Source organism: Elongatibacter sediminis (assembly GCF_037892215.1).
GTDB classification, from domain to species: Bacteria; Pseudomonadota; Gammaproteobacteria; order Xanthomonadales; family SZUA-36; genus Elongatibacter; species Elongatibacter sediminis.
This window is the reverse complement of sequence record NZ_JAZHOG010000016.1, coordinates 61,661-85,430: the sequence shown is the minus strand read 5'-3', so window position 1 is coordinate 85,430 and position 23,770 is coordinate 61,661. Positions and strand designations below refer to the sequence as shown.

The 23,770-nt window shown below is 64.2% G+C and carries 26 protein-coding genes; 19 read left to right on the top strand and 7 right to left on the bottom strand.

Annotated elements, in window-relative coordinates; translation table 11 throughout:
• Positions 1-249: 249 nt before the first annotated feature.
• From V3330_RS18720 to V3330_RS18700, 5 genes are all read right to left on the bottom strand, one after another.
• The gene (locus tag V3330_RS18720; RefSeq protein ID WP_354696983.1) at positions 250-1,023 is read right to left on the bottom strand and encodes an AMP nucleosidase; all 774 of its coding nucleotides are present in this window, start codon (positions 1,021-1,023) and stop codon (positions 250-252) included.
• A 135-nt stretch (positions 1,024-1,158) separates the two neighbouring features.
• The gene (gene hda / locus V3330_RS18715; protein WP_354696982.1) at positions 1,159-1,860 is read right to left on the bottom strand and encodes a DnaA regulatory inactivator Hda; all 702 of its coding nucleotides are present in this window, start codon (positions 1,858-1,860) and stop codon (positions 1,159-1,161) included.
• The gene (locus tag V3330_RS18710) at positions 1,861-2,994 is read right to left on the bottom strand and encodes an AI-2E family transporter (RefSeq protein WP_354696981.1); all 1,134 of its coding nucleotides are present in this window, start codon (positions 2,992-2,994) and stop codon (positions 1,861-1,863) included.
• Entirely contained in the window at positions 2,987-3,544 is a 558-nt protein-coding gene (locus V3330_RS18705) for a CDP-alcohol phosphatidyltransferase family protein (protein ID WP_354696980.1), read from the bottom strand. Before V3330_RS18705 ends, V3330_RS18710 begins: the two co-directional genes overlap by 8 nt.
• On the bottom strand, positions 3,541-4,653 hold the full coding sequence (locus V3330_RS18700) for a DUF8605 domain-containing protein (protein WP_354696979.1): 1,113 nt from the start codon (positions 4,651-4,653) through the stop codon (positions 3,541-3,543). The genes V3330_RS18705 and V3330_RS18700 overlap by 4 nt, the downstream gene beginning before the upstream one ends.
• A gap of 234 nt (positions 4,654-4,887) precedes the next feature.
• On the opposite strand from V3330_RS18700, the gene purM reads away from it, so the two are divergent.
• Genes purM through V3330_RS18680 form a run of 4 tightly spaced genes read left to right on the top strand, consistent with a single transcriptional unit; the run spans position 4,888 to position 8,963 of the window.
• Positions 4,888-5,943, top strand: coding sequence for a phosphoribosylformylglycinamidine cyclo-ligase (gene purM, locus V3330_RS18695; protein ID WP_354696987.1), 1,056 nt, complete (start codon positions 4,888-4,890; stop codon positions 5,941-5,943).
• Positions 5,940-6,602, top strand: coding sequence for a phosphoribosylglycinamide formyltransferase (gene purN / locus V3330_RS18690; protein WP_354696978.1), 663 nt, complete (start codon positions 5,940-5,942; stop codon positions 6,600-6,602). Before purM ends, purN begins: the two co-directional genes overlap by 4 nt.
• The gene (locus V3330_RS18685) at positions 6,583-7,407 is read left to right on the top strand and encodes a DUF3108 domain-containing protein (RefSeq protein WP_354696977.1); all 825 of its coding nucleotides are present in this window, start codon (positions 6,583-6,585) and stop codon (positions 7,405-7,407) included. Before purN ends, V3330_RS18685 begins: the two co-directional genes overlap by 20 nt.
• Positions 7,404-8,963 carry a M48 family metalloprotease gene (locus tag V3330_RS18680; RefSeq protein ID WP_354696976.1) on the top strand — a complete coding sequence of 520 codons (1,560 nt, stop codon included), beginning with the start codon at positions 7,404-7,406 and terminating at the stop codon, positions 8,961-8,963. Before V3330_RS18685 ends, V3330_RS18680 begins: the two co-directional genes overlap by 4 nt.
• 50 nt (positions 8,964-9,013) lie before the next feature.
• On the opposite strand, the gene murA is transcribed toward V3330_RS18680, so the two are convergent.
• Both murA and V3330_RS18670 read right to left on the bottom strand, forming a co-directional pair.
• The gene (gene murA, locus V3330_RS18675) at positions 9,014-10,288 is read right to left on the bottom strand and encodes a UDP-N-acetylglucosamine 1-carboxyvinyltransferase (RefSeq protein ID WP_354696975.1); all 1,275 of its coding nucleotides are present in this window, start codon (positions 10,286-10,288) and stop codon (positions 9,014-9,016) included.
• 1 nt (position 10,289) lies between these two features.
• Positions 10,290-10,496 (bottom strand): BolA family protein, encoded by a 207-nt coding sequence (locus V3330_RS18670; RefSeq protein ID WP_435791843.1) that lies wholly within the window; start codon positions 10,494-10,496, stop codon positions 10,290-10,292.
• Positions 10,497-10,679: 183 nt separating this feature from the next.
• Here V3330_RS18670 and V3330_RS18665 point away from each other — a divergent pair, with 183 nt between their 5' ends.
• The 15 genes from V3330_RS18665 to mgtE all read left to right on the top strand — a co-directional run bounded on the left by V3330_RS18665 (position 10,680) and on the right by mgtE (position 23,756).
• Positions 10,680-11,669, top strand: coding sequence for a calcium/sodium antiporter (locus V3330_RS18665; RefSeq protein WP_354696973.1), 990 nt, complete (start codon positions 10,680-10,682; stop codon positions 11,667-11,669).
• Positions 11,670-11,700: 31 nt separating this feature from the next.
• Entirely contained in the window at positions 11,701-12,672 is a 972-nt protein-coding gene (locus V3330_RS18660) for a KpsF/GutQ family sugar-phosphate isomerase (protein ID WP_354696972.1), read from the top strand.
• A 9-nt stretch (positions 12,673-12,681) separates the two neighbouring features.
• Positions 12,682-13,227, top strand: coding sequence for a KdsC family phosphatase (locus V3330_RS18655; RefSeq protein ID WP_354696971.1), 546 nt, complete (start codon positions 12,682-12,684; stop codon positions 13,225-13,227).
• The gene (lptC, locus tag V3330_RS18650; RefSeq protein WP_354696970.1) at positions 13,224-13,787 is read left to right on the top strand and encodes an LPS export ABC transporter periplasmic protein LptC; all 564 of its coding nucleotides are present in this window, start codon (positions 13,224-13,226) and stop codon (positions 13,785-13,787) included. The genes V3330_RS18655 and lptC overlap by 4 nt, the downstream gene beginning before the upstream one ends.
• Positions 13,774-14,478: a lipopolysaccharide transport periplasmic protein LptA gene (gene lptA / locus V3330_RS18645; protein ID WP_354696969.1), complete on the top strand. Its 705-nt coding sequence runs from the start codon at positions 13,774-13,776 to the stop codon at positions 14,476-14,478. Before lptC ends, lptA begins: the two co-directional genes overlap by 14 nt.
• Positions 14,462-15,184: an LPS export ABC transporter ATP-binding protein gene (gene lptB, locus V3330_RS18640; protein ID WP_354696986.1), complete on the top strand. Its 723-nt coding sequence runs from the start codon at positions 14,462-14,464 to the stop codon at positions 15,182-15,184. The genes lptA and lptB overlap by 17 nt, the downstream gene beginning before the upstream one ends.
• A gap of 75 nt (positions 15,185-15,259) precedes the next feature.
• Positions 15,260-16,747 (top strand): RNA polymerase factor sigma-54, encoded by a 1,488-nt coding sequence (locus V3330_RS18635; RefSeq protein WP_354696968.1) that lies wholly within the window; start codon positions 15,260-15,262, stop codon positions 16,745-16,747.
• A 177-nt stretch (positions 16,748-16,924) separates the two neighbouring features.
• Complete coding sequence (gene hpf, locus V3330_RS18630; protein ID WP_354696967.1) at positions 16,925-17,248, top strand: ribosome hibernation-promoting factor, HPF/YfiA family; 324 nt, start codon at positions 16,925-16,927, stop codon at positions 17,246-17,248.
• 45 nt (positions 17,249-17,293) lie between these two features.
• Positions 17,294-17,773, top strand: a complete 480-nt coding sequence (gene ptsN, locus V3330_RS18625) for a PTS IIA-like nitrogen regulatory protein PtsN (protein ID WP_354696966.1) — start codon at positions 17,294-17,296, stop codon at positions 17,771-17,773.
• A gap of 148 nt (positions 17,774-17,921) precedes the next feature.
• Positions 17,922-18,887, top strand: coding sequence for an HPr(Ser) kinase/phosphatase (hprK, locus tag V3330_RS18620; protein WP_354696965.1), 966 nt, complete (start codon positions 17,922-17,924; stop codon positions 18,885-18,887).
• Positions 18,875-19,756, top strand: coding sequence for an RNase adapter RapZ (rapZ, locus tag V3330_RS18615; RefSeq protein ID WP_354696964.1), 882 nt, complete (start codon positions 18,875-18,877; stop codon positions 19,754-19,756). Before hprK ends, rapZ begins: the two co-directional genes overlap by 13 nt.
• A complete protein-coding gene (locus tag V3330_RS18610) occupies positions 19,753-20,157 on the top strand; it encodes a PTS sugar transporter subunit IIA (RefSeq protein ID WP_354696963.1) in 405 nt (134 codons plus the stop codon). The genes rapZ and V3330_RS18610 overlap by 4 nt, the downstream gene beginning before the upstream one ends.
• On the top strand, positions 20,154-20,423 hold the full coding sequence (locus tag V3330_RS18605) for an HPr family phosphocarrier protein (protein WP_354696962.1): 270 nt from the start codon (positions 20,154-20,156) through the stop codon (positions 20,421-20,423). Before V3330_RS18610 ends, V3330_RS18605 begins: the two co-directional genes overlap by 4 nt.
• A gap of 21 nt (positions 20,424-20,444) precedes the next feature.
• Complete coding sequence (gene ptsP, locus V3330_RS18600) at positions 20,445-22,199, top strand: phosphoenolpyruvate--protein phosphotransferase (protein ID WP_354696961.1); 1,755 nt, start codon at positions 20,445-20,447, stop codon at positions 22,197-22,199.
• Between the two features lie 192 nt (positions 22,200-22,391).
• On the top strand, positions 22,392-23,756 hold the full coding sequence (gene mgtE / locus V3330_RS18595) for a magnesium transporter (RefSeq protein ID WP_354696960.1): 1,365 nt from the start codon (positions 22,392-22,394) through the stop codon (positions 23,754-23,756).
• Positions 23,757-23,770 lie beyond the last annotated feature (14 nt).

The following is a 23,770-nucleotide window of genomic DNA, read 5'->3' as shown; positions in this document are numbered from 1 at the left end:
TCACTGCCACGCCCCAACAGTGCGCCCGTGCAGAAGCAGTAAAGCCGTTGGGACAGGAGCCATTTCGACGAGCCGACACGGCCGTTCGGCCAAAACAGCCCGTCTGAAGCGGTTCACTGCCACGCCCCAACAGTGCGCCCGTGCAGAAGCAGTAAAGCCGTTGGGACAGGAGCAATTTCGACTTGCCGACTTACGGCGCCAGCCGTATGAAGGCAAGCCGAAATAGCGACATCCCCCCCAAACCCCTCTTCAATACCTAAAGTGCTTTATTTTTTCGCCCTTCTGCCCCAACTCCGTCATCGCCTCGATGCCGATTTTCAGATGCAGATTGACCCAGTCCGCCGTGACCCGTTTGTCCGACTCCTCGGTTTTAACCCCGTCGGGAGTCACCGGGACGTCCGAGACCAGCAACAGGGCACCGCGTGAAATCTCGTTGGCGTGGCCGACGATGAACAGGGTCGCGGTTTCCATGTCGATGCCGATACAGGTCATGTCGTGCAGTTTCTGGTGAAAGGCCTCGTCATGCTCCCAGACCCGGCGGTTGGTGGTGTAGACAACGCCGGTACGGTAATCCACACCGTGCTCCAGGATCTTGTTCGAAACGAACTTGTGCAGTTTGAACGAAGGCAGCGCCGGCACTTCGTGCGCAAAGTAGTCGTCGCTCGTTCCCTCCCCCCGGATCGCCGCGATGGGCAGGATGAAGTGGCCGATTTCGGTCGACTTCTTCAAGCCCCCGCACTTGCCCAGGAACAGAACGCCCTTGGGCGCGACTGCCGTCAGCAGGTCCATGATCGTGGCCGCCTGGCTGGAGCCCATGCCGAAATTGACGATGGTCAGCCCGGACGAATTGGTGGCCGCCTGCATCCCGCGATCCTCGCCGTAAACATCGCAATCGAACTGGTTGGCGAATTCGCGGACGTAGTTGCTGAAATTGGTCAGGAGGATGTAGTCGCCGAATCGTTCCAGCGGCATCCCCGTGTAACGGGGCAGCCAGTTGCGGGTGATGTCGAGTTTACTGAGCATGCGAATCTCCGGTGGGGTTTGTGTTCTTGTTGGGTCCCTCGTTGCTGCGGGCCCGTGCCCTGGGGCCTGGTCAGTGATTATAAACCCGGACGTCCGTGCCCGAGCGACGGACGGCATGCCGCGGCACCCGGCGCTTCAGACACCGTCCGCGTCCAGCACCTGCCGGGCCAGGGGTACCGTGATTCGCCGTTTTCCGGCCAGCGCAGCGGTGCGCACGGCTTCCAGCCGGCCGACCAGGTCGGCCACGTTGCGCGAGCTTCGCCGTAACAGGTAACGTCGCACGTCGTCGGGCAATGCGATGCCCAACGACGCGGCGCGGCGGCGCAACACTTCCGACTTGTCATCGTCATCCAGGGGTTGCAGGCGCAGGCGAAGCCCCCACGCTACCCGCGAGCGCAGGTCCGGCAGGCCGAAGGGAATCGAGGCCAACGGCAGGGTCGTGCTCAGAACCAGGCGGCAGCCATGCTCGCGCAAACGATTGAAACAATGGAACAGCGCTTCTTCCCAGCGGGCGGATCCGGCAATGGAATCGATATCGTCAACACACACCAGATCGAACCCCTCCAGTCCGGCAAGACCCTCGGCGGCGCTTTCCGGCAGCCGCGCCAATGCCATGTAGAACGCGGCCCGTCCTTCATCCTGGACCCGGTTGCACAAGGCGTTCAATAAGTGGGACTTGCCGCTGCCCTCGGAACCCCGGATCAGGATGCAGCCCGCGGGTTCGCCGGCGTCGGTGAGCGCGGCGATCAGCGGCCCGTTTGGCCCGGGAACGAATTCCGCGAAGGTATCGGCCCGACGACCTTCGAGCGGCAGCAGGATCTGCGGCGAGGTGGCCATTCAGTCCGCAACGGAACCTGGCCGCACGATGACGGCTTCAGCGTCATCCGCGTCCGTGCCGGCGTCAGCATCGTTGAACAGGTTGCTGCCGCGATAACGGTGATGCGCATACCGAACCAGTACGTTCAGTGCCGACGCGACCGGCAAGGCCAGCAGAATTCCGAGAAACCCGAACAACTGTCCGCCGGCCAGTACCGCGAAAATCACCGCCACGGGATGCAGCCCGACCTTGTCTCCCACCAGCTTTGGGGTGAGAACCATTCCTTCCAGGGATTGCCCCACGGCAAATACGCCCAGCGCGAGCACCGGATGCAGGACATCCTGGAACTGGAAAATCGCCGCGGCCACCGCCGCCACCACACCGACCAGGGTCCCGAGGTAGGGCACGATACTCAACAGGCCGGCCCCCATGCCGATGATGATCGCCAGATCCAGACCGATCAGCCACAGGCCCGTGGCATAAACGCCACCCAGGGCCAGCATCACCATCAGCTGTCCACGCAGGAACGCCCCCAGCACTTCGTCGATCTCCCGCGTGAGCCGGCTGACAGTAGGCTCGGCCCGACGCGGCAACAACGTGCGCACCCCCTCGACCAGCGCGTCCCAATCGCGCAGCAGGTAAAACGTGACCACGGGAACCAGTACCAGATTCATCACGACATTCATGACCGCCTGGCCGCCGGCCGACACGGTTCCAAGCACGCCCAGCAGCGCCTGCCCCGCCTCTTTCCAGTAGGCTCCGGCCGCTTGCTTGAGGGTCTCCGCGTCCGGTATCGCCGCTTCCAGCCCGAACCGGTCCCGAATCCACGGCACCGCCGTGTCAGCCAGCCACGCCAGGCCGGAGGGCGCCTTTTCGAACAGATTGCGAAGCTGGTCAATCAACAGGGGAATGATGATCAGCAACAACGCCGCAAGCACGCCGAACATCAGCAGAAACACCAGGGTGACCGCCAGGCCCCGGCCCATTTGCCAGCGAAGCACCTGCACCCGTTCGAGACGATCGACGAGCGGGTCACCGAGATAGGCCAGTGCGCCGGCCATGGCGAACGGTGTAATCACCGGCGCCAGTTGGTAGAGCAGCCAAAAAGCGGCCGCCGCGCCCAGCAACGCGGCCAGATAACGAAACTCAGGCATTGATGTGCTCCCTCCTGGCACGTTGCGACCAGACCACGACGTACTGGACCCCGGAAGCGACGGTGGTCAGGCTGACGACCATGACCAGCCAATCGGTCCACGGTCCCTGCCAGGCCGGAAACGCCAGTGCCAGCATGATGCTCACCACCAGCACGATCTGGGCAAAGGTGTTCCATTTGCTCAGTGTCGTGGGTTCCGCCGTGACGATGCGCGCGATACGGCAGTGGTAGTACAGTCCGCCGCTGACAATGATCACGTCACGCGCCACGACGAGAGCCACCAGCCACCAGGGCAGATGTCCCAGCCAGGCCAGCGTCAATGTGGTCGATACCAGCAGCAACTTGTCGGTCAGTGGATCCAGCACCCCGCCAAAATGCGTCATCCAGCCGAATCGCCGCGCCAGAAATCCATCCAGAAGATCACTCACCCCCGCCAGCATGGCCAGTACGAACGCCGCGATGAACCGTTCGGTCAGCAGCCAGTAGACGATAGGGCCGACAGCGATCATCCGGAACAGGGTCAGCGCATTGGGCAGCAGGCGGAGACTCATGGATCACCACCCACCTGATCGGGTCCGTCCGCCGATTCCTCCGGGGCGGACGCATCCCCGGCCCTCAGTGACGGGTCGGCCGGCGGCGGATCGGTGATCAGACGGTAGACACCGTCGCTCAGTCCCGGCTGCAGAAGTTCATCCCGCTTCAACGCACGCACGAAGTATTCAGGCAGCGCATTGAGTTCGACCTCGAGTTCCAGGCTGCCCGGAACGGCGGCGACGACCTCGATGTTCTCGACCAGGCTGATGCCCTGCAGGTGGCTGAGGAGCCGAACGTAATCCTTCGAGCCGGTGATGCCCTGGATGGTTATCGATTGCCGCCAGCGCCCCCGGTCGGCTGCCGCGATCATCGAACTCCCTGCGATTTCGTCCACCGTCCGGTGCATGACACCGGTCAGCAATTGCAGCAGATCGAGGCCCTGCTCGCGCCAACTCCAGCGTTCACCGCCGTAATCGAGGTTCAGGCGCAGATTCCACTCGGGCCCCTCACGCAACGCGGCGATCACCAGGGCGTCGACCGGACCTTCGACTGCCAGTTCCTCGGTGAACCCTCCCCATAACAACTGGAGATCCACCGGATACTGCCCATCCGGTCCGGGCAGCGGCCGCTCCACCGGGAGTCCGCGTGCGGCGGCGACCCGTTGCATCCGCTGCCAGGCGTACTCGAGCTCGATGGGCATGATGCGCCGCCCCTGCGAATCATCGACCAGCAGCCAGATGGTCAGGGTGGACCGTTTGGGATTCCAAAGCGGCAGATGCAGCGAGCGAACCAGGTTGTCGACGGCATTGGGCGCGAAATGGACGACCAGTTCCAATGCCTCTCTGTCAGATCCGTCCGGTAACAGTTCAGGCTGGTTGCGGTAATAGAACGAGACCGCCATGGCCGACGCCTGATCCAGCGCCAGAGCCACCTCCGGACGATCGTCGAAAGTACCCAGCCCGCTGAGTTTCTGCAGCACCTGGGCCAGTGCGAGTGGCATCGCCTCTTGGCGGGTGGAATCCGACTGGTCCGGCACCGCCGCGGCTCCGGCATAGGGATCCACAGCGGCGTGCGCCGGCACAACCGGAAGCAGCAGGGCAAGTGCGAAAACGATAAATGATTTCATGATGCCAGATCGCCTGCGGCGCAACGGCAAGCGCCGGCTCCATGATAACGCGAGCTTCCCGTACCGGATACCGCCCGGCGGGGACGAACCGCCCACTTCCTCACGCTTTGACTGCCGTACCATCCCGCAGTCGGTCGAACCGTGAACGCCGGCGGCGCAATCCACGGGCCGGATACGATACCATAGAGGGCCGTTTTACCCTGGAATCCATCCTTGAGCACGCAATCCCCCGAAATGCCAGAAGGCATGTCCTATCGCGACGCCGGCGTCGACATCGACGCCGGCAATGCCCTGGTCGAACGGATCAAGCCCGCGGTCAAACGCACCCGGCGCCCCGAAGTCCTGAGCGGCCTGGGCGGCTTTGGCGCACTGTTCCAGATCGACCTGGCCCGCTGGCGCGAACCCCTGCTCGTGTCCGGTACCGACGGCGTCGGCACGAAGCTGTTGCTGGCCCGGCAACTCGGCCGTCACGACACCATCGGCATCGACCTGGTCGCCATGTGCGTCAACGACATTCTGACCAGCGGTGCCGAACCCCAGTTTTTTCTCGATTACTACGCCACCGGCAAACTGGATATCGACGTGGCCGAAGCCGTTGTCAACGGCATCGCCGATGGTTGCGCCCAGGCCGGTTGCGCCCTGATCGGGGGCGAAACAGCCGAAATGCCGGGCATGTATCCGCATGGCGATTACGACCTCGCCGGCTTCGCGGTTGGCATTGTCGAAAAGCAGGAGGTCATCGACGGCTCCGCCATCCAGCCCGGCCACCGTGTGCTGGGCCTGGCTTCGAGCGGACCTCATTCCAACGGCTACTCGCTGATTCGCCGTGTGCTCGAACACAGCGGCGAGAATCCCGCGGATTCGTTACCCGGGGCAAAAGGCGGCGCCATCGATCTCGGAAGCGCCTTGCTCGCACCCACCCGCATATACGTCAAAACGGTCCTCGAACTGATCCGCCGGGGAGGCGTGCACGGACTCGCCCACATCACCGGCGGGGGACTGACCGAGAATATCGTGCGCATACTGCCCGACGGCCTGGGTCTGAGCCTCGATCCCCAGGCCTGGGAACGGCCGGCCGTTTTCGCCTGGCTGCAGAGCCGGGGCGCGGTCGAGGAAGCTGAGATGCTGCGCACCTTCAACTGTGGCATCGGCATGGCCGTGATCGTCCCCGCGGACCGTGCCCGGGAAGTCGCCGAGTCCGCCGAGGCCCTGGGCGAAACCTGCTTCGATATCGGCCAGATCACGACCCATGCTTCGGGGCCACGTGTCGCCTACCAGCCGGCACCGTGAGCACCCGCACCGTCACCGTGCTGATTTCCGGGACCGGCACCAATCTGCAGGCCCTGATCGACGCCCGGCAGGCGCGGCGACTGGACCTGGAATTCGTGCAGGTAGTCAGCAACCGCCCCGAGGCGCCGGGCCTGCGGCGTGCGCAGCAGGCCGGAATCCCCGTAACAGTGGTCGACCACACCGAATTCGCGGATCGCGAAGCATTCGACCGGGAACTGGCCAATACCGTGGCGCAAGGAGCTCCCGACCTGGTCGTGCTGGCCGGTTTCATGCGCATACTCGGTCCCGCCATGTTGCAGCGTTTCGAAAACCGCATGATCAACCTGCACCCGTCGCTGCTGCCGCTGTACCGCGGCACCGACACCTACCGTCGCGCACTCGAAGCCGGTGACCGGGAACACGGCGCCAGCGTGCATTTCGTCACCGCGGAACTGGACGGCGGCCCGGTGATTTCACAGGTCCGGATTCCCGTCGAAACCGGTGACACGCCTGAACGCCTGGAAGCCCGACTGGCTCCCCGGGAGCACGACCTGCTGGTCGCCACGGTTGAATTGTTCACCCGCCATCCGGTCCAATGCTGCCATGGCAGCATTACGATCGACGACAAACCGCTGGCGCGCCCTCTGGAGCTTCAGGCCGATGCACGCCTGCCGGTCTGAGAGGGCGGGATCCCGTCAACCCCGGCTGCTGTCGGCCCTGCCGGCACTGCTGGTGCTCCTGTCGCTCCTCCCGCATCCCGCGCGAGCCGAGGGTTGGCTGGCCTACGAGGCACGATACGCCGTTTACCGCAACGGCAAACTGGCGGGCAAGGCCGAGTTCACGGTCGAGCCGACCGGAGAGGCCGGCGAGTGGACCATCCGCAGCGAAGCCTCCGGCACGCACGGCATGGCCCGGCTGCTGCGCGCCCGCGACGTGGAACATACGATTGGCCGAATTCGCGACGGTCGCTTCTGGCCCGAGCAGTTCACCCACCATACGACCATCGCGGGAATCGACGACCGGTGGACCGCCGACTTCGACTGGCAGTCCGGGCGTGTATTCATCGCCGAAGGCAAGGAAAGGCGCGAACTCGATCTCGGCGAGCATCCGCTGGATGGTTTGTCACTGAAACTCGAATTGCAGCAGAGACTGCGCAACGGTACGGGCTCAGGATTCAACGAAAACCTGGTTTTTCGCCTGGTTGACGACGACGAAATCAAGGAGCAGACCTACCGGATGCGGGAACGCGAGCGGCTGGAAACCAGCCTGGGCTGCCTGGACACTATTCCGGTCGAACGGGTGCGAACCGGCAGCAAGCGCTACACTCGAGCCTGGCACGCGCCCAATCTGGAGTACGTCACGGTGCGGATGGAGCACGGCAAAACCGGCGGAAACCACATGGAGATGCGGATCACGGAATTGGTTCTGGACGGCGAGCCGGTCGCACCGCAGGCCGGTTGCACAGCTTACCAGGGGGCGCCATGAGACGGCTGATTGCCGGGCTCGCACTGGTACTGGCCGTGGCGGCCTGCCAGGTGAACCCGGTCACCGGAGAGCGTCATTTTCAAGTCTATGGCAGCGACTGGGAAACCGAAGTCGGTGCCACGATGTTCCAACCGCTCAAGCAGTCACAGGGCGGCGAGTTCATTCTCGACCCATCCCTGTCCGACTACGTGAGTGAAGTGGGACAACGGCTCGCCCGCCAGGCCCGGCGGAAGGATGAACTGGATTTCGAATTCAGCGTCCTGAACAGCTCGGTACCCAATGCCTGGGCGCTTCCCGGCGGCAAGATCGTCATCAACCGCGGGCTACTCACCCAACTCGACAGCGAGGCCGAACTGGCCGCCGTCTTGGGGCACGAAATCGTGCACGCCGACGCGGCCCACGGCGCCCGTCAGCAATCCAAAGGCATGCTGGCGCAAATCGGCGCGGTCGCCAGCATGATCGTACTGGGCGGAACTCTGGACAATCCGTCCGCGCGCGAGCTGGCCATGCTGGTCCCGGTGACGGGTCTGCAGCTGATCATGCAGAAGAACGGACGCGACGCCGAACGGGAGTCGGACGAGTACGGCATGCGCTACATGACCGAAGCCGGCTACGACCCGCAGGGTGCGGTCGAACTTCAGGAGACGTTCCTCGAACTGGCCGGTGATCGCCGGCAGGATTGGCTGTCCGGTCTTTTCGCCTCTCACCCTCCCTCTCGCGAACGGCTCGAAAACAACCGGGAAACGGCGGCGGAACTGCCCGCTGGCGGCGAACGCGGCGGCGAACGGTTCCACCGCAATACCGCCTATCTCCGACGCGTTCAGCCGGCCTACGATGCGTACGACGAGGCCGGCAAACTCGCGGCGGACGAACAACTGTCCGAAGCGGCGGAAAAGCTCGAGAGCGCCCTCGCCATCGAACCGCGCGAAGCCCTGTTTCACGGGCTGGCCGGTGACTTGCACGCGCTGGCGGATCGCGACCAGGAAGCCCTTGCGGCCTACCGGCGCACCATCGAGCTCAATCCCGGCCTGTTCTACGGCTACCTTCGCGCCGGCCAGATCGAGTTCCGCAACGGACAACACGATCAGGCAAATGCGAATCTGCGTACCAGTCTCGACCTGCTGCCTACCGCCGAAGCCCACTATCTGCTGGGCCGTCTGGCCATGGAGGACGGCGACGCCGACTCCGCGGTGGAACACTACCGCGCGGCTGCGCAATCGAACTCGGATGCGGGCAAAAAAGCACAGCGGGAACTGGCGCGGCTGCAGCTCGAACAGGATCCTTCGGGCGCGGTCAGTGCCCAGGCCCTGTTCGATTCGCGCGGTCAGGCCTGGGTGGAACTGGGTAACCGGACCGGCGTCCCCCTGACCGACATCCGGATCGACTACACCTGGCTGGATGACGCCGGCCGAACCCGGCGCGACTCCCGCACCTTCCCCGGCCCGCTGGCCGGCGGCGCCCGCCAGCGCTTCGAACTGGGCTTGAGTTTTGACGATCCGGCAAGTGCCGGCCAGCGCATCCGGCTGCAGGTGACCCAGGCGCAACTCGCGGACTAGTCCGGTTCCACCCGTTTCGGGCAATACACCCCTACACGGCCGGCCGCTTTTTACCCGGGCTGGACTCCGGAGCCTACCCGGCGAATCCGCGCACCGAGCTGCCCCAGCTTCTCCTCGATGATCTCGTAGCCCCGGTCGATGTGGTAAACCCGATCCACCAGGGTGCGCCCTTCCGCGACCAGCCCGGCAAGAACCAGACTCGCCGAGGCCCGTAAATCGGTGGCCATGATGGGCGCCCCGGTCAGTCGCGGCACGCCCCGGATGATGGCTGTATTGCCTTTGAGCTGGATGTCGGCGCCCAGACGGCGAAGCTCCTGAACGTGCATGAATCGGTTCTCGAAAACCGTTTCCGTGATGGTCGCCGTTCCCTCGGCAACCGTATTCAGGGCGGTGAACTGCGCCTGCATGTCGGTCGGAAAAGCGGGGTACGGCGCGGTGGTCAGATTGACCGAGCGCGGACGCTCACCACGCATATCGAGTTCGATCCAGTCGGGACCGCTACTCAGGTTGCCGCCGGCTTCAGCCAGACGGTCCAGCACCGCGTCCAGATGGCGCGGTTCCGCCCGGGTACATCGCACCCGTCCGCCGGTCATGGCGGCGGCGACCAGGTAAGTGCCGGTTTCGATCCGATCCGGCAATACCGCATATTCGGCGCCGGCGAGGCGCTCCACACCCTGCACGGTAATGGTGTTGGTGCCGGCACCTTCGATCTGGGCACCCATCGCGATCAGAAAGTCGGCCAGATCGACGACTTCGGGCTCCTGCGCGGCATTTTCGATCACCGTGGTGCCCCGGGCCAGGGTCGCGGCCATCAACAGGTTCTCGGTGCCCGTCACGGTAACCGTATCGAGCAGAATTCGGGCCCCGCGCAATCGGTCCGCGGTGGCCTCGATGTTACCGTTGCGCACCGTCACCCGGGCGCCCAGTTGTTCGAGGCCCCTCAGATGCAGATCCACGGGTCGCGAGCCGATGGCACAACCCCCCGGGAGCGATACCCGGGCCTGCCCGTAACGGGCCACCAGCGGTCCCAGCACCAGGATCGAGGCGCGCATGGTCTTGACCAGGTCGTACGGAGCCTCGAAGTTGCACATGCCGGACGGGTCGATCTCGACCTGCATACGCTCATCCATGCCCAGTGCCGCCCCCATCCGCCCCAGCAACTCCATCGTTGTCGTGACATCCTGGAGGTGTGGCACATTGCTGATTCGCGAAGTGTCGTCGCCCAGTATGCTGGCGACCAGGATCGGCAATACGGCATTCTTCGCGCCGGATATCCAGACCTGGCCATCGAGCGGAACACCGCCCTCGATGCAGATACGGGCCATGTCAGCCCCGTTCCTCCGGTGTTTGCGTCTGCAGTGCCAGGGCATGGATTTCCCGGCCCATCAGTTCCCCGAGTGTCTCGTAGACCATACGGTGGCGCTGCAGCGTCGACTTGCCGGCGAATTCCGGGCTGACCACCTGAGCTTCGAAGTGCACACCGTCCGCCCCCGTCACCTGAACGTCGGCGCCGGTCATTCCGGCGCGAATCATTTGCTCTATCGTTTTGCTATCCATAGACTATTGGCCTCTTTGCTCTGAGCCTGCAAGCGCTCCCAAGGGACGCCGGTCAGCTTGAATACTTCCTTAGCGCCCCCCGGCCGCTCGCGCCCGTGATCATACCGGATGTTCGGCGCCGGGCTTAAGCAAACTCGGGAATCAGGGAACAATCACGAAATGCTGATTCATCTGGTTCAATTACTGGGCGGCTTCATCCTTCTGGTATGGGGCGCGGATCGTCTCGTCGCGGGTGCCTCGGCGACTGCGCGCAACCTGGGTGTGTCGCCGCTCATCATCGGCTTGACCATTGTCGCTTTCGGCACCTCCGCGCCGGAGTTGATCGTGTCGGGTGTGGCGGCGCTCGAAGGCAAACCCGGGCTCGCGGTGGGCAATGCCGTCGGCAGCAACATCGCCAATATCGGGCTGATTCTGGGCGTGACGGCGCTCGCCTACCCCCTGCGTGTCGAATCGCAGACACTCAAACGCGAGTACCCGCAACTGCTGTTGATCATGATCGTCAGTTTCGTCATGGCCATCGATCTGCACTTTTCCCGCCTGGAAGGCTTCATCCTGCTGGGCGGCCTGGGCCTGATCGTGTTGTGGATGGTCTGGCTGGGAATGCGGCGTGAACCCGAAGACCCGCTGGCCCAGGAATTCGAAGCCGAGATTCCCACCGACATGCCCACTCGTGTCGCGATCGCCTGGACCCTTGTCGGACTCATCGTGCTGCCCTTGAGTTCCCGCTTTCTGGTGGAAGGTGCAATCGGCATCGCCGAGATGCTGCACGTATCGGAAACGGTCATCGGTCTGACCATCGTGGCACTGGGCACCAGCCTGCCGGAACTCGCCGCTTCCCTGACCTCCGCCCTGCGGCGCGAGGACGATCTGGCCATCGGCAATGTCATCGGCTCCAACATGTTCAACATCCTGGGCGTTCTGGGTATTGCCGCCAGCATCGAACCCGTCACATTCGAGCGCTCCATACTGGTGCAGGACATGCCCGTGATGTTCCTGTTCACGGTGTTGCTGTTCTTCATGGCATACGGCATGCGCGGACCCGGACGCATCAGCCGCGGCTCCGGCGCGCTGTTGCTGTTGTTGTTCATCGGGTACTACGTGCTGGTCTGGACGACCGTCGAAACCGGCGGCGCGCCGCCCCTGCCATGAATCCGCACCGCCCGGCAGGTAGAATGCCGGCATGAACGAAGGCGCCATCGCAAAACTCGCCCGCGCGGTGATCGAGACCGAGACCGAGGCCATCCGGTCTCTGCTGCCCCGTATCGATGCCGCATTCTTCACAGCGTGCCGGCACATGCTGGACTGCACCGGCCGCGTGGTGGTGATCGGCATGGGCAAGTCAGGGCATATCGGTGGCAAAATCGCCGCGACCCTGGCCAGCACCGGCACACCGGCGTTTTTCGTGCACCCGGCCGAGGCCGGTCATGGCGACATGGGCATGATCAAGGCCGACGACGTGGTCATGCTGTTGTCCCACTCCGGCGAAACTGCGGAAGTCAACATCATGCTGCCGCCACTCAAGCGTCTTGGGGTCCCGCTCGTGGCGATGACCGGCAATCCTCAATCGACCCTGGCCCGCCACGCCGACGTGCACATTGACGTCAGCGTGCCGCGCGAGGCCTGCCCGCTGGGGCTCGCACCGACGTCCAGCACCACCGCGGCTCTGGTGATGGGGGACGCACTCGCGGTATCCCTGTTGGAGACCCGGGGATTCACGCGCGAGGATTTCGCGCGATCACACCCGGCGGGCCAACTCGGCCGCAAGCTCCTGCTGCACATCCGCGACGTCATGCACCGGGACGACGACATACCCCGCGTGCCCGCCGACGCGTCGCTGAGCCAGGCCATCCTGGAAATGACCCGCAAGCGTCTGGGCATGACCGCCGTCGTCGACGGGGATGGCGGCGTGCTGGGCATCTTCACGGACGGCGATTTGCGCCGCACCCTGGAATCGGCGGAAGACCCTCACGCCACCCGCATCGCCGATGTCATGACGTCCGGCGGCAAATCCATCCGGCCCGATGCACTCGCCGCGGAGGCCGTGCAGATGATGCAGGAGCACCGTATCCAGGCCTTGCTGGTCCTCGACGACGAGGATCGCCTCGTCGGAGCGCTGAATTTCCAGGATCTCCTGGCGGCCGGCGTGGTCTGATCCTCAACCATGAGCCCATCCGAACCCGACGAACTGCTCCTTCAGAAAGCCCGGCGCATCCGGCTGCTGGCGCTCGACGTCGACGGCATTCTGACCGATGGCCGCCTGTACTACGACGCTGCGGGCGGCGAATCCAAGGCATTCTCCACCCGCGACGGATTCGGTCTCAAAGCGGTCCGCCGGTTCGGCATCGAACTCGCCCTGATCACCGGCCGGACCTCGGCGATGGTCGAACGGCGGGCGCGCGAACTGGCGATTGAAAGCGTGTTCCAGGGCAGCGACGACAAGCTCGAGGTTCTGAATCGACTGCTGGGCGAGACCGGGCTGGATTCCGAATCGGTGTGCTATGCCGGCGATGACTGGCCGGACCTTCCGGTGCTGGCCCGGGTGGGTCTCGCCGTCACCGCCGCCGACGCGCATCCCGAGGTCCGGCGCCGGGTTCACTGGGTTACCCGCGCCAAGGGTGGCCACGGCGCCGTGCGTGAAATCTGTGACCTGCTGCTGCACGCACAGGGACACGACCAGAACCTGCTGTCGGAATTGCTGGACCGGTGATACGGCGCAGCACCCTGCGCGGCGTCCTGGCCCTGTCGGCCCTCGCTGCACTGACCTGGCTGGCGGCGCGGGACCGCTCGCAGCCCGAAAGCGCGCCGATCGAAGACCTCGACCCCCGCCTCAACTATGCACTGTGGGATTTCAGCGCGACCCTGCTCGACAGAACGGGTAAGCAGAATCTGCGGATCGACGCGCCCATGCTGCGCAACAACGCCAGAAGCCAGGTCGGAACCATCGAGAACCCGCGCATTCGAATTCAGCAGCAGGCGGATGAGTGGTACATTACCGCGGACTCGGCCGTGGTGACGGCCGACCGCGAATACGTTTCGCTGGTCGGCACTGTCGATCTGCGCCGTGAGAACCGGCGGACCCGGGAAGTCCTGGAAATCCGCACGCGCGATGTGCTCCTGAACGTCGACCCGCGAACGGCCAGCACCGAATCCGCCGTCACCCTGATCCAGGAAGGCGATCGGGTCGATGCCATCGGAATGAAACTGGACATGAAAACAAACAGTTACGAACTTCTGAACGAGGTACGCGCCCGTTATGCGACTCCCTGAATTTCCGCAAGGCGCGTCCGCGTGTGCCGCGCCGGCGCGCGCCGGGCAGCGATGTGCCGCCCTGCTGCTTATCGCCCTGCTCAGTCTGAGCGGAACGCTTTTTGCGCTCGAGAGCGACCGCCAGCAACCGCTGCTGGTGGACGCCGACTCCACCGACGGAACCCTCGGAGACGGCACCGCGATACTGCGCGGTAATGTGGAAATCCGGCAGGGAACCCTGCTGGTGCGGGCCAACGTCGCCGAGGTGGAGAAGGCCGATGGCCGGGTGCGGCGGGTGCTGCTGACCGGTGAACCCGTGCTGCTCCAGCAGGAAATCGAGAACGAAGGACTGGTCCGGGCAACGGCCCGGAAAATTTCCTACCGGGTGGCCAGTGGCATCATCACCCTGACGGGCGCAGCCGATGTTCACCACCCGCAATACCAGGTCAGCGGAGAAGAGCTGGTCTACGACATGAACCAACAGCACTTTTCCGGCAGTGGCGACGAGAGCAACGGAAGAGTTCGGATCGAACTGGCGCCCGAGCTCGTGCCGGACGGTCTGGATGCGTCTTCCGCCCCGGCCGTTGAAGCCGGCCCCGAAAGCGATGCCGGATCGGAAACCGAAGGGGAAACCGAAGGAGAAACCGCGCCGGATACCGATTCGAAATCCGGAAGCGCGGCAACGACGGGGGCGAATAGTGCTTCGCACTGAGCGCCTGCGCAAAACCTACGGCAACCGCGAGGTGGTTCGCGACGTCTCGATGAGCGTCAAACCCGGCCGTGTCGTTGGCCTGCTCGGACCCAACGGCGCCGGTAAAACCACCTGCTTCTACATGATCGTCGGCCTGATACCGGCCGATGGCGGCTCGATCTTCGTCGATGACGTGGACATCACCCATGAACCCGTCAACGTCCGGGCCGGCCTGGGCGTTGGTTACCTGCCCCAGGATGCGTCGATATTCCGCAAACTCACGGTGGCGGACAACATTCGCGCCATCCTCGAAATTCGTGGCGACCTCGATCGGAACGGGCGGGAGGAGACCCTCGGCCTGTTGATGGAAGACCTGGGAATCTCTCACCTGGCCGACCAGATGGGCGTCAGTCTGTCGGGCGGCGAGCGGCGCCGGGTGGAAATTGCCCGCGCGCTCGCAGCGCGCCCGCGTTTCATCCTGCTGGACGAACCGTTCGCCGGCGTCGACCCGATTTCCGTGGGCGAAATCCAGCGTATCGTGCAGCACCTCACGGAACTGGGAATCGGTGTTCTGATCACCGATCACAACGTGCGCGAAACCCTGGGCATCTGCGATTTCGCCTACATTCTGGCGGACGGACATGTACTCGCGTCCGGCGAACCGACGGACATCCTGGCCAACGATCGCGTGCGCGATGTCTATCTGGGCAAGGAATTTACGCTCTGATCGCTGCGCGGCGCCCCACAGGGTGTACACTGGAGTTACGGTGGAAAGGATGAGGGTCGTCACCGCCCCGGAGTCATGGCAGACCAATCCCTACAACTCAGGCTCACCCAGAAGCTTGCGCTGGCGCCGCAACTGCAACAGGCCATTCGCCTGCTGCAGTTGAACCGGATCGAACTGCGCGAGTACATCCAGGAGGCCATCGAGTCCAACCCGCTGCTCGAACGCGGCGAAGGCGAAGGCGACGGCGACAGCGCCCAGTCCGAATCCGAGGCAAGCGCCGCAGAGAGCGAAGACTACGGCGAAACCGCAGAGCCGGGCCTGGAGGAATGGGACGACGGCTTTTCCATCGATGAGCCGTGGATGACCGGCAGCAGTGGCGGCGACGCCTTCTCGGGCGACTCGCAGATCGCCGACGACACCACCGGATCCCTCAGGGAACACCTGCTCTGGCAGATCAATCTCAGCCACTTCAGTGACAAAGACGCGGCCATCGCCACCGCCATCGTGTTCGGTCTCGATGAAGAAGGCTTTCTCGAAGACAGCATCGAGGACATCCGGTCCAGCCTGGCCCCCGAGATTCTGACCGAGGAAGACGAGGTGCTGGCCGTGCTGCATCGCGTGCAGCGCATGGAACCGGTCGGCGTCGCCAGCCGCGGACCCGGCGAGTGCATCCGGGTGCAGCTGGCGGCCATGCCGGGCGACACGCCGGGCCGCGAACTGGGCACCCGCATCGCACGGGACTACCTGGATCTGGTGGCCGATCACGACCTGGATGGCCTGCGCAAAGCCACCGGTGCCAGCGAAGAACGGCTGGTGCAGGCACTGCAGCTGATCCAGTCGCTGGACCCACGGCCCGGCACCCGGTTCGACAATCGCCAGGACGAATACCTGGTGCCGGATGTCTACGTCACCCGTGTCGACGACGAATGGCGTGTGACCCTGAACCCGGAAAACGACCCCGGTCTGCGGCTGAACCGTTACTACATCGACCTGTTGCGTAAATCCGGCGGCAAGGATGCCGATTACCTCAAGGGCCGGCTGCAGGAAGCCCGCTGGCTGATGTCCAGCCTGGAAATGCGTAATCGCACCCTGATGAACGTCGCCCAGACGATCGTGGAAATGCAACAGGACTTTCTGGACGTCGGCGAGATCGCCATGCGCCCGCTGGTGTTGCGCGAAGTCGCCGAGGAAGTCGGCGTTCACGAATCCACGGTATCGCGGGCCACGACTCGCAAATACATGCTTACGCCACGCGGGATTTACGAACTCAAGTATTTTTTCTCCAGCCACGTTCAAACCGTGAATGGCGGCGCGATCAGCGCCACCGCGGTCAAGGCCAGGCTGCAGATGCTGCTCGAACACGAACCGCAGGACCGGCCGCTTAGCGATCAGGATCTTTCCGTACTGTTGCGCGAGGCCGGCGTGCGCGTGGCTCGACGCACGGTCGCCAAATACCGGGAGTCACTGGGCATCGGTTCGAGCACCGAGCGCCGGCGCGAATACCGCCGGCAAGCAGCGCTGAAGCGCCAGGCCGAGGCCGAAGCGCGACTGGACTACCGATAATGACCAGCCCCCCTAGGAAAGCCCCCCCACGGGGTATAGAATCAGGACAACGATGAATCATTCCTGCCCCATGGACGAAAGCAAGCTTCGCGGCATCCGCGCAACGGCAGCACCATCCCGTTCCCCTGAACCGCGCTCCGCTTGAATCCGCACCGGAAGACCCCCAAGGAGTAAATCATGCAGGTAAACGTCACCGGACATCACGTGGAAGTGACTCCCGCGCTTCGCGCCTACGTCACAGAGAAGATGCAACGCATTTCACGCCATTTCGACCATGTTATTTCGATCCACGTCGTCCTCAATGTCGAAAAGCACGTCCAACTGGCGGAAGCCACCCTGCACGCTGCCGGCAAGTCCTTGTTCGCCAACTCGTCCGACGACGACATGTACGCGGCCATCGACGGCCTGGTCGACAAACTCGACAAGCAGGTCCGCCGGTACAAGGACAAGCTCACCGATCACCAGGTGTCGCGGGACGAACGCGCCGCTTCGCTCGGCTGACCGCGAACCCGACCGCCCCCGGCCAACCCCGAACGTTTTACCGTCATGCTGATCAGTGACCTGCTGAGCCCCGAGAGTATCCGCTGTGATGTGCACAGCAGTTCGAAGAAGCGCCTGCTGGAAATCATCAGCGAGGAACTGGCGCGTGACAGCGACGATCTGAGCGCTCGCGAAATCTTCGAAAGCCTGTGTGCCCGCGAACGGCTGGGCAGCACGGGCCTGGGACACGGCGTGGCCATCCCGCACGGCCGAATCAAGGGTAACCGGCCGATCCGGGCCTCGTTCATTCGCCTGAAGAAGCCACTGCCGTTCGACTCCATCGACGGCGAACCCGTGGACCTGTTGTTTGCGATGACAGTGCCCGAGAACTGCGGAGAGGATCACCTGAAGCTGCTGGCCCACGTGGCGGAACTGTTCAGTGATCGCGAACTGCTGCAGGCACTGCGCGACGCGGAAAACCCCTCCGCCATGCTGCAGTTGCTTTCCGACCCGTCGTCCGCCGAACGCGGCACCACCCGGCATTAGCATCTGAACCCGGACGCGGGCTCTCCGGCATGAATCCGTCGGACGGGTGCCAGCTTCGGCCGGACGTGCCGGGCGAAGGTGGATGTTCACTCGAAGCCCTGTATCGAACGCGTGGCATAAGCCTTGCGATCCTGCAATACTGTGCCGCGTGACACGCTCCCTGACAGCCTTGGAATTGTTCGGCGACCTCGAGGAGCGCCTGGCGCTGAAGTGGGTGGGCGAGCCCGCCGGTGAGGATTGGCCGGGTGTCGCTTCCCGCGATCTCAGTGTGCGCCCCGCGCTGGCGGGCTTTCTCAATGTCATCCACCCCAACGCGGTTCAGGTGCTGGGCGTCGAGGAACTTACGTTCATTGACGACCTCGACGAGGTCGGGCGAAAACGGACCGCGAACCTGGTGATGCGGGCCGATCCGCTGGCCATCATCGTCGGCGACGGGCATCCCATGCCCGAAATCATCGTCAATCGTGTCGCGGACCACCCGTGCGTCGCGCTGATGCGGTCCAACCTGCCCGCCTACGAGTTGGTCAACTACCTGCAGCACTACATGTCGCGCTGCCTGGCGAAACGCACCACCTTGCACGGCGTCTTCATGGAAGTGTTCACCATCGGCGTGCACCTCATGGGTGACTCCGGGTGCGGCAAGAGCGAACTGGCCCTGGAACTGCTCACCCGTGGTCATCGGCTGATCGCGGACGACGCCCCCGAATTCACCCAGATCTCTCCCGACATCATCGACGGAACCTGCCCACCCGCGCTGCAGGACTGCCTGGAGGTCCGTGGCCTCGGCGTTCTCAATGTGCGGCAGATGTTCGGCGACGCCACCATCAAACTGAACAAGTTTCTGCGCCTGATCATCAACCTGGAAATTCCGGACAACCCGCAACAGCCGGCCAGCAAGGACCGCCTGCGCGGTGACACCGCCATGGTGCGGGTGCTCGACCTCGACATTCCCAGCATCACCCTGCAGGTTCGGGCCGGACGCAATCTGGCGGTGATGGTCGAAGCGGCGGTGCGCGACTTCATGTTGCGCATGAAAGGCATCGATGCCTCAGCGGCCTTCATCGAGCGGCACGCCCGCCTGCTGCAACAGGACAACGGGGGATGGTCGGATTGAGCGACGAGACCAGTCAGCAACTCGTTTTGATCACCGGCCTGTCGGGCGGTGGAAAAACCACGGCACTGCACGCCCTGGAGGATCTGGGTTATTACTGCGTGGACAATCTTCCCGCCGCCCTGCTACCGGACTTCACCGCGCACATTCGCGGCGACCCACGGCTCTACGGCCGGGTTTCGCTGGGTGTCGACGCCCGCTCGCGCGGACCCAAACTCCAGCGCATACCAGCCTGGATGGACGAGATGGCGGGCGACGGACTGAGTCCACGGCTCCTGTTTCTCACAGCGGATACCCGCACCCTGATCAAGCGGTTCAGCGAAACGCGCCGGCGCCATCCGCTGACCCGTGACCAGCACGCGCTGCCAGCGGCCATCGAACGGGAAAAGCAACTGCTCGAACCGCTGAAGCAGCGAGCCGACTGGGTGCTGGACACCAGTGACATCAACATCCACCAGTTGCGCGGCCAGGTCTGGAAGGCCATCGGCGAATCCGGACAGGGAATGACCGTCGTGCTGGAGTCTTTCGCGTTCAAGAAAGGCGTGCCACAGGATGTGGATTTCGTGTTCGACGCGCGCCATCTGCCTAATCCCTACTGGCTGGACGAACTGCGCGGGCTGAAAGGCACCGACGATGCCGTCGCCGAGTGGCTGGAGCGGGACTCGGTCGTGCATGAACTGTACGAAGACATTCGCGCATTTCTCGAGCGCTGGCTGCCGCGCGTGTCCCGCAGCCAGCGCAGTTACGTCACGGTGGGTATCGGCTGTACCGGGGGCCGCCATCGCTCGGTCTACCTGGTGGAGCGACTGGCCACCGAACTGCGCGAACGGTTCAGTCCGGTGGTCCTGCATCATCGGGATCTGGCGGCATGAACGCAATGGCCGCAAAAACCGGACTGGTCGTCATCACGCACGGTCAAATCGGACACGCCCTGATCGAAGCCGCCGAGTTCATCCTCGATCAGCCGTTGGGCGAGATCGGATGTCTCTCTTTTCGACAAACCGACGGAGGCTGCACCAGCGAAACCGAAATCCTCGCCGCCATCGATGCCGCGGACCAGGGCAGTGGCGTCCTGGTGCTCGCCGATATCGGCGGCGCCAGCCCATGCAACGCTGTCAACCGGCTGCTGCCCGACGACCGCACGGCGTTGGTCACCGGTGTGAATCTGGCCATGCTGATTCGTGCCTGGAACTACCGCAGCCGCCCCCCTGCCCAACTGGCGCGCATGGCGGCACTGGGAGCCGTGCGCGACATCACGTCACAGGAACCATGAACGAACGGCAACTGACTATTGTGAATCGTCTGGGTTTGCACGCTCGCGCAGCCAGCAAGCTGGTTAATTGCGCTTCGGCCTTCGCCGCGGAGGTTTGGCTGCGGCGCGGTGAACGCGAAGTCAACGGAAAATCCATCATGGGCGTGCTGACACTGGCGGCGGCCCAGGGCACGCGGATCGAAGTCCGAACCGATGGCCAGGACGAAGATGCCGCCATGGATGCGCTGGCCCGGCTGGTGGAGGATCGCTTCGGCGAAGACGAATGACATGACCGCGGGCCCACCGACATGACTCTCGCGCTGACCGGACATGCCGTTTCCCGGGGCATCGCCATCGGCCAGGCCCACCTCGCCGAACGCAACGAAATCGAGATCGGCGAATTTCGAGTGCAAACCGGGGAAGTCGAAGCCGAAGTGGCACGTCTGCGCCGCGCGCTCGACGCCGCCCGCGAACAACTCGACACACTGATGACGCGGGTCAGCAAGGGCGCCGGCCATGCCGCCAGCGAGATGATCCAGACCCACATGCTGATGCTGGCCGACTCGTCGATCGGAGAGGCGGCCGAGCAGCGCATTCGGGAAGACCGGTTCAACGCGGAATGGGCTTTGCAGGCACAGTTGGAGCAGATTCTGGCCGAGTTCCGGAACCTGGACGACGAGTACATTCGCTCACGCGGTGAGGATGTGGTCCAGGTCATTCGCCTGGTTCAGACCCGTCTGGGCGAGGAAGCGGCGCCGCCAACGCTGGAGAACATTCCGGATCGCCTGGCCAACACCCTGGTCGTGGCCGCCGAACTGACGCCCGGCGAACTGGCTCTGCTGCACGAACGCGGAGTGGCGGGGGTGGTCACCGAGCACGGCAGTCCCTACTCGCACACAGCCATCCTGGCCGGTAGCCTGGGCATTCCGGCCGTGTTCGGCGTACGCCTGGTGCAAAATCTCGTCCGCGAAGGCGAGACCCTGGTGCTGGACGGCCGGCTGGGCGTCGTATACGCCGATCCGGATGAGGCTTTTCTCGGGCATTATCACGAAATCCAGCGCATCACCTCGCGCTTCCGCAAATCCCTGGACACGGTCCGCGAACGTCCGGCCCAGAGCCTGGACGGCGAGCACGTCGTCTTGCAGGCGAACGCCGAACGCGAGGACGAAATTCGCATGGCCGTCGAACTCGATTCCGCCGGCATCGGCCTGTACCGGACGGAATTCCTGTTCATGCGGGGCGAGGCTCCCGACGAGGCCACGCAGACCGCGGAATACTCCCGCGCCCTGGCGGCTCTGGACGGCCGGCCACTGACGATCCGCACAATGGACCTGGGGGCCGACAAAACCGGTGAGGCGCTCGACTTTTCGCTGGTGCGAAGCTCGATGAATCCGGCACTGGGCCTGCGAGCCGTGCGCTTGTGCCTGCGCGATACGGACCTGTTCAAAACGCAGTTGCGCGCTATTCTCCGGGCCAGCGCAGGCGGTCCGGTGCGCTGCCTGATTCCCATGCTCACCAGCGTGAACGAACTCATGACGGTTCGGGCCCTGCTGGACGAAGCTCGCGCGGAACTCGAACGCGAAGGACGGCCATTCGACCGCGACATGAAACTCGGAGGCATGATCGAGGTGCCGGCTGCCGCCATGGCGCTCGAAGACCTGTGTCACCTGCTGGATTTCGTTTCGGTCGGCACCAACGACCTGTTGCAGTACGCGCTGGCGGCCGACCGAATCGACGAGCAGGTGGCACACCTGTACGACCCGCTGCATCCGGGCGTCGTCCGGCTGATGAGGCAGATTTTCGACAGTTGCGGTTCGCTGCGCATGCCGGTCACGGTGTGCGGGGAGCTGGCCGGCGACCGGCGCTACACCCGGCTGCTTCTCGCCCTGGGTCTGCGCTCATTCAGCATGTATCCGGGCCGACTTCTGGAAGTGAAGCAGATGGTCATCGAAACCCATATCGGACGGGCCTCGGCAGCACTGGCCCACTGGCTCAATCTCGGCCACAAGCGCCACGAAGTGCCATTGCTCAATCTGTTGGACCAGTCGCAGAAAGACAGCTGAAACCCGCCGGGCTTGCGTAACCGCCACAAAGGTTCGGCAGCGGGCGATGGCCCCGGTTTATAATGGTCGTATCCGGCCCCTGTGGACACACCCGATCCCCGGGCATGACTGCGGGAGCGAAAACACAGGCCCCAACCCTTTCGAATTCCTGACCCGGCGAAAGATAGCTTCGCGGGTCCGCGGGAGATGATCATGGCGGAACAGGCACCAACCGAAAAAACCGCTCGCCAGCTCGACCGGCTTTCGGAAGCGCTCGATTCCGGCGTCAAGTACCGGGTGAGCCGGCTGGTCAGTGGCCTCTCGGCCGCCGAGGTCGGCGACCTGCTCGAATCGCTGCCGTTGCCCAAGCGCCTGGCAGTCTGGGACCTCGTCAATCCGGAGATGGACGGCGACGTTCTGGTCGATGTCAACGACGAGGTCCGCGCCAGCCTGATCCGGGACATGGATCCCGAGGAACTGGTCGCCGCGGTCGGCGACCTCGATCTGGACGACCTGGCCGACATTCTCGACGACCTGCCCGATGCAGTAATCGCCACGGTCCTGAGCAGCATGGACCGGCAGGACCGCGAGCGGCTGGACCGTGTACTGTCCTATCCGGAAGACTCGGCCGGCGGCCTGATGGATCCGGATGTACTGACCATTCGGCCGGACGTCAGCCTCGACGTCGTACTGCGCTACCTTCGCGTGCGCGGCGAATTGCCGGAAGTCTTCGACATTCTGTTCGTGGTCGATCGGGCGGGACGGCTGCTCGGTGGCTTGAAACTCGCCGACCTGCTGACCCGGGATCCCTCCACGCCGGTGGCCGAACACATGGACCGCGACATGCGGACCATTCCGGTCGAACTCAGCGCCAGCCAGGTCGCCACCGAATTCGAGCACCACGACCTGATCTCCGCCCCTGTGATCGACGCCGACCGGATGCTGCTCGGCACCATCACCATCGATGACGTGGTCGACGTTATTCGCGAGGAAGCGGAGCACTCGGTACTGACCATGGCCGGCCTGGACGAGGAAGGCGACATGTTCGCCCCGGTCCTGCAGTCGGCGCGCCGGCGCTGGCTGTGGCTGGGCGTCAACCTGGTCACCGCGCTGATGGCAGCGGGCGCGCTGTTCCTGTTCGAGCCCACTCTGGAGCAGATCGTCGCCACCGCCGTCCTGTTCCCCGTGGTCATGAGCATGGGCGGTATCGCCGGCACGCAAACCCTGACGCTGATGGTGCGCGGCGTCGCCACCGGTCAGATCAGCGAGCGTAATGCACCGGCCCTGCTCCGCAAGGAGCTCGCGGTCGGCCTGATGAACGGACTGGTTTTCTCGCTGGTCGTGGGCGGCATCGCGGTCGCCTGGTACGGTCAACTTGCGCTCGGTATCGTCATTGCGATAGCCATTCTGATCAACCTGCTGGCCGGTGCGCTGGCCGGCGCGCTGATTCCTTCGTTCCTGCGCCGCATGTCCATCGACCCGGCCCTGGCCGGAGGCGTCGTGCTCACAACGGTTACCGATGTGATCGGAATCCTGGCATTCGTCGGGCTCGCCACCTTCGTGCTGCTGGGCCACTGAGTTTCCCAACTCCG